Genomic DNA, 13,601 nt, shown 5'->3' with positions numbered 1-13,601 from the left:
GCAGGCGGCGGCCGGATGAGCCATCCCCGACCGGGATGACCCGATGGCCGAATGGCCGATGGTGCTCGGTCGAATGGCCGATGGATGGCGAGCGGTGCCCGGCCAGGATCGGCCCATGAGGCGAATCGCATCATTAGCAGCATGCGCGGCGGCGCTGGCATGGGCCACGAGCGGTTGCGGCGGCCTGGACCTGGACGCCAAGGAGGTGCACGCAGCACGGTCGTTCCCCATGAGCGGGACCTCCCTGAGGATCGTCTCCTCCCTGGGCGGCGTCCGCGTACTCGCCGGCACCGGCAGCACCGTCGAGGTGGAGCGGTGGACCCGCGGCAAGGCCGCCGACGACGGCAACGCCACCTGGTCCCTGCGGGACGGCACCCTCCGGCTGAGCGCGGACTGCAACATGGTCTTCGGCGACTGCGGCGCCCGCTACCACATCACGGTCCCGCCCGGCCTCCGCCTGACGATCGACGCGGCGGACGGCGTCATCCTCAAGGACCTCCAGCAGGACGTGGACGTGGTCGGCCAGGACCGCATCCAGGTGTCCGGAACCTCGGGAAAGCTGCGGCTACGCAGCGAGGGCCCGATCACGGGTGATGGCCTGAGGTCGGCGAATGTCCGATGCCGGACCCTGGACGGCGAGATCGATCTCTCCTTCGCCGGCGCCCCGACCAACCTGGACCTCGAGTCCAGCGACGGCAGGGTGACGGCTACCGTGCCGCAGGGCTCCTATGCGGTGACGGCGAAGAGCACGGACGGCAGCGAGCGCTCCGAGATCGCGAACGACCCGCAGGCCACCAGCAAGATCGTCGCCCGCAGCACCTCGGGAAACGTCCGCATCCTGGCCCGATGACCCGGCGCCGAGGTCCGGTCAGCCGACCCGCTCGAAGGGAGTCGGCACCTGGCCCGTCCAGCGGTACAGCTGGGCGGTCCCGGTCTGCTTGGTGACGCCGCCCTCCGTGAGGGTCCCGGCCTTGGAGACGTAGTAGCGCCCGCCGCCGAGCGAGATCAGGCCGTACTCGCCGGTGAACTCCCAGCCCCGCACCCCGGACGCGTCATGCTGGAGGCCGCCCGGCGCCAGGGTGAGCAGGTCGCCCTGCTCCGGCTGGGGTTGCCCGACGATGTCCCCCTTCCTGGGCTGCGCGCTGCCGTCGACCATGAAGAACGAGTAGTTGGGGAACTGCGGCTTCTTGCCCTTGTACACGGCCATCATCCAGTTGCCGGTGTGCTCGTCGTACTCGAGGTTCTGCACGCCGTACGTGGTGTTGCCGGTGTAGGCGAAGTACTTGCCGTCGGTGTGCTCGGGGCCGCTGGTGTGCGGGGCGCTCTCGGTGAGCGGCCGCTCGTACTTCTTCCACTGCTGGATGTCGTACTGGAGCAGGACTTGGTAGTCGTTGTCCTGCCGGGCCACGTTCGAGTAGATGCCGTACGCCACGGTCAGCTTCTGCTTGCCGTGCTTCTTGCCGAACTCGGGGCCGAAGGACACACCGTCGATGCCGCTGCAGCCGTACCGGTGGTCGGGGGTGTTGGCGATGTTGCCGTCGAACTTGCCGTCACCGTTCATGTCGGCCACGTAGTCGGCCACGACCTCCTTGAGGTAGACAGTCTTGACGACGTCGCTGGTCTGGGCGTCCATGTTCATGCTGGTGATGCGGTCGACGTCGAAGATCGCGATATAGAACGACTCCTGCGCCTTGTACTCGAGCGAGCCGTACACGCGGCCGTCCTTCGCGTTGAAGTCCAGGTCGCCGAGGTGTCCGGTGAAGCCGGTCACGGACCCGACCGGGTTGCCCTTGAGGTCGGTCTTGACGAGGAGGTTGGTGAAGGAGAAGTACATGTACCCCTTGCGCTGGTCGATGGCCATGCCCTGCACATGCCCGGCGGCCCAGGCGCCTCCGTAGATCTCTTTCGGCAGGTCGGCGGGGGTGGCTGTGGCCGGGGTGGAGGAGAGGCCGAAGGTGACGGCGGCGGCGAGGGTGAGCGTCAGGACTTTGCGCATGGTGCGGTACCCGTCTTCGGTTGTGGATCTTACCGAGACGAGACGTTAGCCCGATGTCATGACGATGTCTGACAAATCCGTAAATCGATAGTGAAGTACGGCTGACAACACCGAGTGCTGCACCCGCTGGCGCCGCAGGCCGCCGTTGCGGCGCCGCGAAGCCCGCGAGCCGTTATACAGAACTAAACTTCTCAGAAGTACAGTTCTGCTTCGTTGGTCACGCGGCGCGTGACGACGGTATGCAGGCCAGGCGGGGCCGCCGGCGGCTCGTTCCGCGAGCCACCGACCGCGTCAGAGGCGGTCTGCCCCATCGAAGGCAACGAGTTCGATCTCGAACCCGTCCTCGTCCTCCAGGTACGCGGCATAGTGCTGCGCGCCGCCGGCATCGGGATGACGATCGGGGAACATCAACGTCCAGCCGTGCGCGGGGGCCTGCTCGACCAGCGCGTCGAGCAGGGCGCGGCTCTCCACGTGGAAGGCGAGATGGTTGAGGCCTGGGCGGCGGCGGTCGTGATGGTCGGCGGTGAGAGCGGGCGACTGCTCCAGAACCAGGTACGTCGGCCCCAGCCGCCAGCTCCGGCCATCCTCCCAGTCCTGGAAGACGGTATAGCCGAGCGCTTGCAGCAGCCACTGCCAGCTGCCGATCGCCCGTCGCAGATCGGGAACCCAGATCTCGACGTGGTGCAGCATTCCAGTGGCGGGCGTGTCGTTCACCCTTGGACCCTGTCAACTACCACCGGCTGAAGCCGGTGGCTTGCTCTCACGGTCCCGTCTGGCTGAAGGGAGGCCGGTAGCGTGCGGCTGGTTGACAACAGCCCAGCCCGCAACACCGCGTACGGCGACGTTGCAGGCCGCGATGTGATCGGCGTGCCCAGCGAGGCCACAGCCGGTGCAGAGGAACCGGCCCCGCGCGGGCCGATTCGCTCTGGAGACGCACCCGCAGTCGGGACAGGCCTGCGAAGTAAAGGCGGGATCGACCAGCAGGAAGGCGACCCCGGCCCGCGCGGCCTTGTAGCGGCTGAACTCGATCAGCTGGGCGAACGCCCAGCCGTGCAGGGTGCGCCGCTGGAACCGGTGAGCCCTTACCCGGCCGCGGATGCCCTGGAGGTCCTCCAGGGCGATGCCGCGGCCGGTGCGTTCGGCTTCGCGCACCACGTGTTTGCTGATTTGGTGGTTGAGGTCGGTCATCATCCGGTGCTCACGCCCGGACAGGCGGCGCAGCACCCGCCGCGCCGAAGAGGTGCCCTTCTTCTGCAAACGCCGGCGTTGGCGGTGGCGGCGCTCGCGCAGGCTGCGTACGTGCCCGTTGCCGTGGATCGGGCCGGGCAGCGCGGGGCCGGGCAGCACCGCGCCGTCGTTGGTGACGGCCAGGTTCGCCACTCCTTGGTCCACCCCGAGGAAGCCGTTGACCGGCTCGCGGACTTCGGGTTTGGGCAGGGTGACGGTGACCTGCAGCAGCCACGCCCCGCGCCGGTAGATCAGGTCGGCCTCGCCGAGCGGGAGCGTGTCGACGGCCTTGAGGTCTTCGGGCCGGCCGGTGTAGGGCACTGGGACGCGGCCGGTGGGGGTCCACAGCGACACGGTGCGGGCGTCGCGGTTCCAGCTCATCAGCCGCGCGTCATGGGGGACGGCACCGTGTGGGCGGAACACATGAGCCCGCGTCTTGGTGGCACGCCGGTTTGCATAGGCACCGGCCACCCGGGCGATCGCCCGCACGGCCGCCTGCGCGCCCAGCCCGGCGAACTGCACGCGCACCGGGTAGTAGGCCAGCCGGTGCAGCTCCACCACGGTGAGAGTGCGCTGCTCCCAGGCAAGGCGGGAGATGAAGCTGGCCGCCTCGTTGCACACCTGCACCGCTGCCGTGAGGGCATCGGCCTGGGCGGGCGTGGGGGCGAGCCGGAGCTGCACCACCGAGGGCAGGCCGTGCCGTTTGGTGGCGGAGCGGCGGATCGCCATCGCGCACCTCCTGTCACTAGACCCTCACCCACCGCACACATTACTAGCTGTTACCAATGTTTTCCATAATCTTTTCGAAAGGGGGCGTGGCGCTTCCTCCCGGCCCTAAGGGACCGGGTCTCTGCGCGACAATTCAGATGAAGCGCGGAGCCACCATTCAGACCGTTCGGTGGGATAGGCCCAGTAAGCTCATCTGGCGTGAGTTCTTACCGCCCCATCGGACCGGTCGTCGGCATCGTCGGCGCGGGTCAGCTGGCCAGGATGTCGCAGCCGCCCGCCATCGCGCTCGGCGTCGAACTGCGGGTGCTGGCCGGCGCCCCTGACGAGAGCGCCGCACGGGTGATCGTCGACACGCGCATCGGAGACTACCGCGATCTGGACGACCTTCGTGAGTTCGCCCAGGGGTGCGACGCGATCACGTTCGACCACGAGCACGTCCCGACCGAGCACATCAGGGCTCTGGCGAAGAGCGGCCACTCCGTTCACCCGGGAGCCGACGCGCTCGTCCATGCGCAGGACAAGGCGGTCATGCGCGAGCGGCTGACCGCCATCGGCGTGCCCTGCCCGGCCTGGGCTCGGGTGTCGTCGGCGGCCGACGTCGCGGGCTTCGCGGACGAGCACGGCTGGCCCGTGGTGCTGAAGGCGGTGCGCGGCGGCTACGACGGCCGCGGTGTGTGGGTGTGCGCCGACGCCGCCGAGGCGGAGGAGGCGTTCGCGTCCGGGGTCGAGCTGATGGCCGAGGCATTCGTGCCGTTCGAGCGGGAGCTGGCGGTGCTGGTGGCCCGCTCGCCGCACGGCCAGGGCGTCAGCTACCCAGTGGTCGAGACCGTGCAGCAGGACGGCATCTGCGTCGAGGTGCTCGCCCCCGCCCCTGGCCTGGACCAGGAGGACGCCGCGCAGGCCCAGCGCATCGGCCTGAAGATCGCCGACGAGCTGGGGGTGACCGGGCTGCTGGCGGTGGAGCTGTTCCAGACGGCTCGTGGACTGGTGGTCAACGAGTTGGCCATGCGCCCGCACAACAGCGGACACTGGACGATCGAGGGGGCTCGGACGTCGCAGTTCGAGCAACACTTGAGGGCCGTGCTGGACCTGCCGCTCGGCTCCCCCACGATGACGGCCCAGGCCGTCGTCATGGCCAACCTGCTGGGCGGCGACGACCCGGACCTGTTCAAGCGCTATGAGCACGTGCTGGCGCACGACCCTGGCATCAAGGTGCACTTCTACGGCAAGCAGGTGCGCCCTGGCCGCAAGATCGGCCACGTGACGGCCCTCGGCTCCAACCTGGACGAAGTACGCGCCCGCGCCCGCCACGCCGCCGTCTACCTGACCACCGGAGAATACACGTGAGTGGGATCATGATCGTCACGGTGGCGGCGAAGGAGGCGGTGACGGCGTGATCGGGATCGTCATGGGGAGTGACTCCGACTGGCCGGTGATGAAGGCCGCGGCGGAGGCGGTGGCGGAGTTCGGGGTGCCGTTCGAGGCGGACGTCGTGTCCGCGCACCGCATGCCGGCCGAGATGATCGACTATGGCCGGCAGGCCGCCTCCCGCGGCCTCAAGGTGATCATCGCCGGCGCCGGCGGGGCGGCGCACCTGCCCGGCATGCTGGCGTCGGTGACGCCGTTGCCGGTGATCGGGGTGCCGGTGCCACTGAAATACCTCGACGGCATGGATTCACTGCTGTCGATCGTCCAGATGCCGGCCGGGGTTCCGGTGGCCACGGTGGCGGTCGGCGGGGCACGTAATGCGGGGCTGCTGGCCGTCCGCATCCTCGCCGCTTCCGACGCCGATCTTCGGCGGCGCATGGAGGAGTTCCAAGAGCAGCTCAGAGAGCAGGCGTACGCCAAGGGCGAGCGGCTGCGCGCCGAGGCCGCCGAGCTCTGACCGGCCTTCCCGGCGCGGCCGGGAGACCGCGATCCTCCTGATCCGGACCTGGGTCAGAGGGAGCCCTTTTCGCCGGGGCCGTGGACCGCTAGTGTGCCGCGATGGATGCCGTGATCAGGGCGCACGCCGCCCGTGTCCGGGCTGCCGACCCGCTGGTCGCGGGCCAGGACGAGCTGCCCGGAGCAGGTGGCGGGCCGATCGAGGCGCGCGACGCCGTCGGCCGTGCCTCCGTGGAGCGGATCGCCCCTGACAGCATGCGGGCTGCCTGGTCCCCGCTGGTGCTGCACCGGCTCCAGGCCCGCGTCGCCGGCCCCGACCCCGCGGCCGCGCTCGGCGCCCTGCTGGACCGGTGGCTGGCCGGCCTGGACCTCGACGCGCCCGGTCAAGCGCTGACGGTGTCCTGGCCGAGCCGGGACACCGCGCCGGTGAGGGCCCTTGCCGCCCGCAACTTCGCCCCGATCGTCACCCAGGCCGTCCGCCCGCTCACCACGGGCCCGGCGACGGCCCCGGGCGTGCGCCGGGCCACCGCCGGAGACCTCGAAACCATCGCCAGGCTGTACGAGCGACTGGTGGCGTACGACGCGCAATTCGGCTGGGTGGCCCTACGCCCCTCGGCCCCGTCCCGCATCCGCGAGTTCCTGACCACGGAGGTCCTGCCCACGGAGTGGTGCTGGCTGGCCGAGCCGGACGGGGAGGCGGTGGGCTGCGTCATCGTGCAGCCTCCTGTCCACTCCGCGTGGATCGCCCGATCCGTGAACGTGACGCCGCTGGCGTACCTGAGCGTCCTGTACGTGGAGCCGTCCGCCCGAGGCCGCGGCGTGGGCGCGGTGCTCACCGAGGTGGCCCATGGCCATGCGGCGGCCCTGGGCGTGACGACGATGACGCTCCACCACGCCCTCCCGAATCCGCTCTCGACGCCGTTCTGGCTGCGCCGCGGCTATCGCCCGCTGTTCACCCAGTGGGTCCGCCACCTGGGGGCGTGAGGCCGCATGCGGCCCGGCGAGGCCGGGTGAGGCCTTACGGCCGCCCCAGGGCCCGGTAGTGCCATCCGGCCGACCGCCATATCTCGGCGTCCAGCGCGTTGCGCCCGTCCACGATGCGCCGGGTCGCGACCACCGCCCCCAGCTCCTCCGGATCGAGCTCCACGAACTCCTGCCACTCCGTGAGCAGCAACACCACATGCGCCCCGCGAACCGCCTCCACAGCCGACTCGCCGTAGTTCAGCTCGGGATGAGCCTTGCGAGCGTTGCCGATCGCGATCGGGTCGTAGATGGTGACCTGTCCGCCTTGGTGGCCGATGGTGACGGCGACGTCGAGCGCGGGAGAGTCGCGAATGTCGTCCGAGTTCGGCTTGAAGGCCGCCCCCAGAACGCCCACGGTGCACCCGTGGAAGGAACCACCTGCCAGTTCCCTGGCCATGTCCACCATGCGGGCACGCCGCCGCATGTTGATGGCGTCCACCTCACGCAGGAACGTCAGCGCCTGGTCCGCGCCCAGCTCGCCGGCCCGGGCCATGAACGCCCGGATGTCCTTGGGCAGGCAACCGCCGCCGAACCCGAGCCCGGCGTTCAGGTAGCGTCCGCCGATCCGGTCGTCGTACGAGAGCGCCTCGGACAGCAGCTGGACGTCGGCGTGGGCGGCCTCGCAGACCTCGGCCATGGCGTTGATGAAAGAGATCTTGGTGGCGAGGAAAGCGTTGGCGGCCGTCTTGACCAGCTCGGACGTGGCGAAATCCGTCACCACGATCGGAACGTCACCCAGCGGCTCGTAAACCTCACGCAGCACCTTCTCCGCCCGTTCCGTACGGACGCCGAACACGATGCGGTCCGGGTTCAAGGTGTCCTGCACCGCGAACCCCTCCCGCAGGAACTCGGGATTCCAAGCCAGCTCGGCCTCGGCGCCGGCCGGGGCGAGGCGCGCCATCTTGTCGGCGAGCCGCTCCGCGGTCCCCACGGGCACGGTCGACTTGCCGACGACCAGGCACTCCCGATCGAGCAGCGGGGCAAGGGATTCGACCGCGGCGTCCATGTAGGAGACGTCCGCCGCGTACTCGCCGCGTTTCTGCGGCGTGCCGACGCAGATGAAGTGCACATCGCCGAATTCGGCGACCTCCTCGTAGGAGGTCGTGAAGCGCAGGCGGCCGGATTCGAGCCCGCGGCGGAGCACAGGTTCGAGCCCCGGTTCATGAATCGGGAGCTCACCGTTGTTCAGGCGGCGGACTTTGTCGGCGTCGATGTCGAGGCCTAGGACGTCGAATCCAAGATCCGCCATGCATGCCGCATGCGTGATGCCCAGGTATCCGGTCCCGATCACCGTGAGGCGATATGGCACGAGTGAGCTCCTTTCGATCGCGCAGGCATGCTACCGGCCTTTCGCTACCAGCTACGTGCCACGGGTGCCCGTCCGCAAACCGTACCCGCTGGTAACAAGATGGTCGGACGTCCTAGTATTTGACGCATGAGCTTCCCTCTATACGCGCCCGCCGAAGAGCACGACATGCTCAGGGAGAGCGTCCGAGCCCTGGCCGACGAGAAGATCGCTCCGCATGCCGCGGAGGCCGACGAGACCGAGGAGTTCTCCTGGGACGTCTACAAGGCGCTGGTGGCGGCGGACCTGCACGCCGTCCACGTCCCCGAGCAGTACGGGGGCGCCGGGGCGGACGCGCTGGCGACGGTGATCGTCATCGAGGAGGTGGCCCGCGCCTGCGCGTCCACTTCCCTGATCCCCGCCGTCAACAAGCTAGGCACCGTCCCGCTCCTCCTCTCGGCCTCGGAGGAGCTGAAGTCGCGTTACCTGGCGCCCGTGGCCAGAGGGGAGGCCATGTTCTCGTACGCGCTGTCGGAGCCGGAGGCCGGCTCGGACGCCGCCGCGATGAAGACGCGGGCGGTGGCCGACGGCGATGAGTACGTGCTCAACGGCACCAAGATGTGGATCACGAACGCCGGCGTCTCCGAGTACTACACGGTGATGGCCGTCACCGACCCGTCGGCCGGCGCCCGCGGCATTTCCGCCTTCGTCGTGGAGAAGTCGGACGAGGGCGTCTCCTTCGGCCCCAAGGAACGAAAGCTCGGCATCAAGGGCTCCCCGACCCGCCAGGTCATCCTGGACAACGTCAGAATCCCCGCCAGCCGCATGATCGGCGCCCCCGGCAGCGGTTTCAAGACGGCTCTGGCGACCTTGGACCACACCCGCATCACCATCGCCGCCCAAGCGCTGGGCATCGCCCAGGGCGCACTGGACTACGCGATCGGCTACGTGAAGGAGCGCAAGCAGTTCGGCCGCCCGATCGCCGACTTCCAGGGCCTGCAGTTCATGGTGGCCGACATGGCCATGAAACTGGAGGCGGCGCGGCAGCTCACGTACCACGCGGCCGCGAAGTCGGAACGCGCGATGCACGGCGAGCCCCAGAAGGACCTGACGTTCTTGTCGAGCGCCGCCAAGTGCGCCGCCTCGGACGCCGCCATGGAAATCACCACGGACGCGGTGCAGTTGCTGGGCGGGTACGGCTACACGAAGGATTTCCCGGTGGAGCGCATGATGCGCGACGCCAAGATCACCCAGATCTACGAGGGCACCAACCAGATCCAGCGCATGGTGATGGCCCGCCAGCTCCTGAAGTAGGCGTTGACGTGCGGATACCCGGCACTTCCTGTGGGATGGGCCGGGTCCGCCGTGACGTCGGCTGATCTTCGGCATCCGCCTGTTCCGTCCCTGTTCCGTGAGCGTTCCCCACGGAGAACAGTGGGATTTCGACGATAAGCAGGAGTTGGCTCGCAGGCTTCCGCGGATAGCCCGCTACCGGGACCGGTGAAGATCCCGGCAATGACCCCTCTACGCCGATTCAGCGGCCGCATGCGGCAAGAAACGCTCGTCGATCGCCTTGCGGGCGCGGTCGTGAGATCCGGGCATCATGTGGGCGTAGACACGCACGGTGAAGCCTGGGTCGGCGTGGCCTAGGTACTCGGCGAGTTCCTTGACCGAGACGCCGTCGGTCAGCATCACGCTCGCGTAGTAGTGGCGGAGCTGGTGAAGCCCTTCTTTGCGAGCCGTGGTGAAACGCGTGCGTTGACGAGAGTCCATTTCGGGCGCCGGAATCAAGCCCGCTTGCACGAGCGCGGGCTTCCACACGGTCTCGTTGTAGCTGCGAGCTCTGATGTAGCGATCATCCGTCCAGCGGAACAGCAGGTTGTGAGTGCGTAGCTTGCCATCGGCCTTCTCCCAGGGGAGCGAGCAGACCAGCGGCGGATAGGTTACGACGTGCCGATTGATGGCCTCAGCCGCCCATTCGGGGAGCGTTACCACACGCTCACGGTCGTTTTTCGGCAGCGCGAAGACGTGGTCGGCTCCAAGCTTCTTGAGCTGCCGACGCACGCGAAGGACGCGCTCCTCGAAGTCGACGTCTTCCAGAGCCAGGCCGAACAGCTCACCTTGCCGCAGCCCGCATGCGGCCCCGAGCATCGGAAGCAAACGGAAGAGAGCGGGGTGAGCGTGGATCAAGGCGTGAATTCGCTCATCCGACCACGCCATGATCTCTTCAGCAGCGCGCTTCGAAACCAGCGCGGACGGCCTCAGCTGACTGTTCGTGCTGGTCAGTCCTACCTCATGTGCCTGATCATGGTCGCGATCAAGTGACTTCGCATTGAACGGGTCAGGGTCCAATCCCTCAGCTCAACATGCGTCAGTAGTCGAGACGGCCTAAATCTTTGACGCAGTCCGTCTGATCCTCTGGTTCGGCCAGGGCTCCACGTTCTTCGAGCTAGAGCAACGTATCTCGCCGTCTTCGACGGCGTTGATCCCTGTGGGGCAATTGGCCCACGCCTACTGCGTTCCCTGTGGGCTTGATCGGTAGAGTGGCCGGCCATGGGCGTTCTAGTCGACTACTTCACGGCGGACTCCGATCAGTCCGCCCGACTGGCCCTAGATGGCGGGCCGGAGGGCATGAACCTGCCGTACATCGACTGCAAGGGGTGGCTGGACGAGCTCAACACGCTGGTCGCGGAGCTCAGCGGACGCGATCTCAGCGAGTTCGGGGACAGCGAGACCATTGTGGACGACGGCGAGTCAGCGGGCGTGGACCGGGCAGCGCCAGAGACCGTTGCCGCGCTCGCCCTTGTGGATGACGTGCGGCTGCGTGAGTACGCCGAAGAGGAACTGCTCGACGAGTTCGAGGTCGAACGCATCACGGCCTTGCGGGATCTGGCCCGCGAGGCGGTACGGCTCAATCAGGGGCTGTATCGCTGGACGTGCGTCTGAACGCCTCGAACAACTCCTCGCGGAGCGCCGGCGGCAGCTTGCGGCCCATGTCCAACGGACTCACCAGCGCCTGGTCGTCATTCTGTGCCAGGGCCGTGTCCGCGAGGAACTCCAGGCTGAAGCGAGCCTCCTTCCGGTGCCGTGTGTCCGGCCACCGCTCCAGCAGGGGCAGCACCGCGGCCACGCGCGCGCTGATCCGGTCGAGGAGCGCGTAGCCGGGCAGGCCGGGCCAGCGCTGGGCCTGCAGGTCGATGTGATGGAAGGCGACGTAGTCCAACTCCGCGCCGGTGAAGTCGTTTCCGGTGAAGTCATTGCGGTCCCTGCCCAGCGCGGCCTGGTGCTGGGTCGTGCGGCCCCGGAAGTTCATGTTCCGCACCCTGCCGAGGAAGACGCAGTCGACGAACTCTGCTTCGAAGGTGTCTGTCTGGTCTCTCAGCCGAGAGCGGTCGAAGGTGCATCTCTCGAAGCGGACGTTGCCGAAGAACGTGGAGAGCGGGAAGCGGGTGCGTCGGAACACGCAACCGCGGAAGACCGACTGCGGCCAGCCGACGCCGTCCCATGTCCCTTGTCTGCAGGTCGTAGCCATCGAGAGGCGCTCGAAGACGACGCCCGTGAAGTCACATTCCTCGAACTCGCTGCCATGAACGGTGAACTCGGCGAACCGCATTCCGGAAAAGTCCACGTCCACCAGCCGTGCCTGGTCGAAGGTCACGCTCGACACTCCGGCGGGCAACTCGAACCGCTGACCGCGACGCTCACCGCGCGCGATCCACGCAGGATCCCATGCCCCTGGACTCGGCTGCAGGCTGTGCTGCTCGAACGCGCTCATGTGCGCCACCTGCCACGGCTGCGATCGGAACACCTGTCCGCGATGCGTCTCACCGCGCGGGAGGACCAGCTGCGATGATGTTCGCTGAGAGAACCCCTGGGTCTGGCCACAGTCCCACTCCGCATCGCCTTGGCGGCAGGGGGCTGAATCCGGTCATCCCGACTTGCAAGGCGGGCCGGTAGCCGGTGAGCCTGATTACCACTCGCTGCACTATCAAAATGTACTCATGCGTGCTGGTCGGTCCCGACGATGAGCGTGTAATCAACGCCCGTGCGGAAGCCGCCAGAGGACCCGCGGATGGTCAATGTATGACGGCCGGGCTTCAGCGGTTGGAGGCGCACCCAGATACCACAAGCATACGATGTGGTCGTTCCTTCTTCGCCGGTCAGGGGATTGCCCGCTACACCCGTCACGGCGACGTTGTCGTCTTTCATCCGTTCCGGCGTGGCCGCGTTGCCGTCAAGGGTGGCCTTGCCTTTCGCCGTGGCCATGAACTCCCTGCATTGCGCCTCGGTGCTAACCTGATTCACCAGCGGGAAGACCACCGGCCGTCCGGCAGGGATTCTGCATGTCCGCTGCACGGTACCGCCAAAGGTCCCAGCGAGAAACCACACATCATCTGGCTGATTCCGGTCGCAGAACTCCCCGGTCGTGTCCGTCACAGGGTTCGTGCTCTCGCCCTCGGAGGCCGCCCACGTCCACCAACGTCCTTGGATGGTCTCCGCCGCCGCGGCCGCAGTCTTCGAGGATACGACGCCGTACGGGCCGCTCTCTCGGGCCACCCCGCAGCCAGCGAAGAGACCGAGCACCAGCAGAAGTGGTATAGCGGATCTAGGGGGCATCCGAGAATTATAGTCTCAATGAGAACAAAGTGATCAGCGATTCTATCGTGACGATCGTGTCTCGAACGGGAGCAGGGGGACTGCCCTTCAAAGGGAAGCATGCCGAAGCGGGGGACGCTTCCAGTTCGGTGGCCGTTCCGTCAGAGCGTCCAAGATACGGAGAACCAGTGAGGGACGGTGGAAGCTCTTTTGGCTGATCAAGGATCTATCGCTGGTGTAGCCCTTGACGATCGCAATAGGGCTCCGCGAGCCTTGACGATGTGGGAGATCAACACCGCCTCACCGCTTGTCTTGACTCCAAATCTGAGTGCATCGAGGGAGGTCTTTGATGCCGCCACCTTCCGGGATCATGCCCCAGAGGAATGGGATCAGGTATTGAGGCTGTTCGCCCAGGAGCGCGATCAGTTCATCCTCAGTGACGGTAAGGGCGAATCCCGGTCCCGGTTGCCCCGAATTCCATCCTTGTTCCAGAGCCCGCCGGATGCATCCCACAACGAGGACGGGACGGATCACGATCGTTCGCTGTCCTCCCCAGTTGTCCGGCCGGGCGCAGGGAAGTGACACCACAAGGACGCTTCCCGGCTTCTCGGCTCGCTCAACGGCGAAGGTGAGAGGGCTCCACTTCTTGTCTTGGCTGTAGGTCGGCTTGTGGCTGACACGCCAGCGAAGGACGGTGCCATCGACGGTGATGAGCCGCGAGCCCTTCTTCGGCATCGCCATAGCTGCCTCCAAGCTCTGCTCTTGTTCCGCGCTGCTCCGTGGGACCATCCGAATCAGCAAGAAGTGATGCGAGACGCCCGCAAGAGTAACCACTGCGGAACAGCATGATCGAACTGTTTT

14 protein-coding genes are annotated in these 13,601 nt (G+C 67.4%); 6 read left to right on the top strand and 8 right to left on the bottom strand.

Translation table 11 applies throughout. From position 1 onward, the window contains the following. Positions 1-115 precede the first annotated feature (115 nt). A complete protein-coding gene (locus EDD27_RS50655; RefSeq protein WP_127939852.1) occupies positions 116-850 on the top strand; it encodes a DUF4097 family beta strand repeat-containing protein in 735 nt (244 codons plus the stop codon). Positions 851-868: 18 nt separating this feature from the next. Here EDD27_RS50655 and EDD27_RS50650 read toward each other — a convergent pair whose 3' ends face one another. The 3 genes from EDD27_RS50650 to EDD27_RS50640 form a co-directional block, all read right to left on the bottom strand. Further along, on the bottom strand, positions 869-1,996 hold the full coding sequence (locus tag EDD27_RS50650) for a hypothetical protein (protein WP_127939851.1): 1,128 nt from the start codon (positions 1,994-1,996) through the stop codon (positions 869-871). Positions 1,997-2,287: 291 nt separating this feature from the next. After that, positions 2,288-2,710, bottom strand: a complete 423-nt coding sequence (locus tag EDD27_RS50645; protein WP_241564683.1) for a VOC family protein — start codon at positions 2,708-2,710, stop codon at positions 2,288-2,290. 12 nt (positions 2,711-2,722) lie between these two features. Continuing rightward, on the bottom strand, positions 2,723-3,952 hold the full coding sequence (locus EDD27_RS50640; protein WP_241564682.1) for an RNA-guided endonuclease InsQ/TnpB family protein: 1,230 nt from the start codon (positions 3,950-3,952) through the stop codon (positions 2,723-2,725). Between the two features lie 198 nt (positions 3,953-4,150). Here EDD27_RS50640 and EDD27_RS50635 point away from each other — a divergent pair, with 198 nt between their 5' ends. The 3 genes from EDD27_RS50635 to EDD27_RS50625 all read left to right on the top strand — a co-directional run bounded on the left by EDD27_RS50635 (position 4,151) and on the right by EDD27_RS50625 (position 6,820). After that, entirely contained in the window at positions 4,151-5,299 is a 1,149-nt protein-coding gene (locus tag EDD27_RS50635) for a 5-(carboxyamino)imidazole ribonucleotide synthase (protein WP_127939850.1), read from the top strand. A 61-nt stretch (positions 5,300-5,360) separates the two neighbouring features. Further along, a complete protein-coding gene (purE, locus tag EDD27_RS50630; RefSeq protein WP_127941483.1) occupies positions 5,361-5,837 on the top strand; it encodes a 5-(carboxyamino)imidazole ribonucleotide mutase in 477 nt (158 codons plus the stop codon). Positions 5,838-5,938: 101 nt separating this feature from the next. Further along, positions 5,939-6,820, top strand: a complete 882-nt coding sequence (locus EDD27_RS50625; protein WP_127939849.1) for a GNAT family N-acetyltransferase — start codon at positions 5,939-5,941, stop codon at positions 6,818-6,820. A 34-nt stretch (positions 6,821-6,854) separates the two neighbouring features. Here EDD27_RS50625 and EDD27_RS50620 read toward each other — a convergent pair whose 3' ends face one another. Next, the gene (locus EDD27_RS50620) at positions 6,855-8,168 is read right to left on the bottom strand and encodes a UDP-glucose dehydrogenase family protein (RefSeq protein ID WP_127939848.1); all 1,314 of its coding nucleotides are present in this window, start codon (positions 8,166-8,168) and stop codon (positions 6,855-6,857) included. A gap of 126 nt (positions 8,169-8,294) precedes the next feature. Between EDD27_RS50620 and EDD27_RS50615 the strand changes: the two genes are divergently transcribed. Next, a complete protein-coding gene (locus tag EDD27_RS50615) occupies positions 8,295-9,458 on the top strand; it encodes an acyl-CoA dehydrogenase family protein (RefSeq protein ID WP_127939847.1) in 1,164 nt (387 codons plus the stop codon). A gap of 210 nt (positions 9,459-9,668) precedes the next feature. Here the strand turns inward: EDD27_RS50615 and EDD27_RS50610 are convergent, their stop codons facing one another. Continuing rightward, positions 9,669-10,496: a tyrosine-type recombinase/integrase gene (locus EDD27_RS50610; protein WP_127939846.1), complete on the bottom strand. Its 828-nt coding sequence runs from the start codon at positions 10,494-10,496 to the stop codon at positions 9,669-9,671. A gap of 201 nt (positions 10,497-10,697) precedes the next feature. On the opposite strand from EDD27_RS50610, the gene EDD27_RS50605 reads away from it, so the two are divergent. Continuing rightward, entirely contained in the window at positions 10,698-11,090 is a 393-nt protein-coding gene (locus EDD27_RS50605; protein WP_127939845.1) for a hypothetical protein, read from the top strand. On the opposite strand, the gene EDD27_RS50600 is transcribed toward EDD27_RS50605, so the two are convergent. The 3 genes from EDD27_RS50600 to EDD27_RS56140 all read right to left on the bottom strand — a co-directional run bounded on the left by EDD27_RS50600 (position 11,056) and on the right by EDD27_RS56140 (position 13,481). Continuing rightward, on the bottom strand, positions 11,056-11,919 hold the full coding sequence (locus tag EDD27_RS50600; RefSeq protein WP_127939844.1) for a pentapeptide repeat-containing protein: 864 nt from the start codon (positions 11,917-11,919) through the stop codon (positions 11,056-11,058). The two genes, EDD27_RS50605 and EDD27_RS50600, sit on opposite strands and share 35 nt — an antisense overlap. 224 nt (positions 11,920-12,143) lie before the next feature. Then, the gene (locus EDD27_RS50595; protein ID WP_241564681.1) at positions 12,144-12,581 is read right to left on the bottom strand and encodes a signal protein; all 438 of its coding nucleotides are present in this window, start codon (positions 12,579-12,581) and stop codon (positions 12,144-12,146) included. 459 nt (positions 12,582-13,040) lie between these two features. After that, positions 13,041-13,481 carry a hypothetical protein gene (locus EDD27_RS56140; RefSeq protein ID WP_206642017.1) on the bottom strand — a complete coding sequence of 147 codons (441 nt, stop codon included), beginning with the start codon at positions 13,479-13,481 and terminating at the stop codon, positions 13,041-13,043. Positions 13,482-13,601: the final 120 nt, after the last annotated feature.

The sequence above is a fragment of the Nonomuraea polychroma genome (assembly GCF_004011505.1).
GTDB lineage: Bacteria > Actinomycetota > Actinomycetes > Streptosporangiales > Streptosporangiaceae > Nonomuraea > Nonomuraea polychroma.
Note: the sequence above shows the minus strand (reverse complement) of the source record. Positions and strands in the feature narration are given on the sequence as shown.

Excerpts from the sequence above, each read along its gene's own strand:
- EDD27_RS56140 (WP_206642017.1), bottom strand. The coding sequence starts at position 13,481 with ATGGCGATGCCGAAGAAGGGCTCGCGGCTCATCACCGTCGATGGCACC.
- EDD27_RS50605 (WP_127939845.1), top strand. The coding sequence starts at position 10,698 with ATGGGCGTTCTAGTCGACTACTTCACGGCGGACTCCGATCAGTCCGCC.
- EDD27_RS50600 (WP_127939844.1), bottom strand. The coding sequence starts at position 11,919 with ATGAGCGCGTTCGAGCAGCACAGCCTGCAGCCGAGTCCAGGGGCATGG.
- purE (WP_127941483.1), top strand. The coding sequence starts at position 5,361 with ATGGGGAGTGACTCCGACTGGCCGGTGATGAAGGCCGCGGCGGAGGCG.
- EDD27_RS50615 (WP_127939847.1), top strand. The coding sequence starts at position 8,295 with ATGAGCTTCCCTCTATACGCGCCCGCCGAAGAGCACGACATGCTCAGG.
- EDD27_RS50655 (WP_127939852.1), top strand. The coding sequence starts at position 116 with ATGAGGCGAATCGCATCATTAGCAGCATGCGCGGCGGCGCTGGCATGG.
- EDD27_RS50625 (WP_127939849.1), top strand. The coding sequence starts at position 5,939 with ATGGATGCCGTGATCAGGGCGCACGCCGCCCGTGTCCGGGCTGCCGAC.
- EDD27_RS50650 (WP_127939851.1), bottom strand. The coding sequence starts at position 1,996 with ATGCGCAAAGTCCTGACGCTCACCCTCGCCGCCGCCGTCACCTTCGGC.
- EDD27_RS50640 (WP_241564682.1), bottom strand. The coding sequence starts at position 3,952 with ATGGCGATCCGCCGCTCCGCCACCAAACGGCACGGCCTGCCCTCGGTG.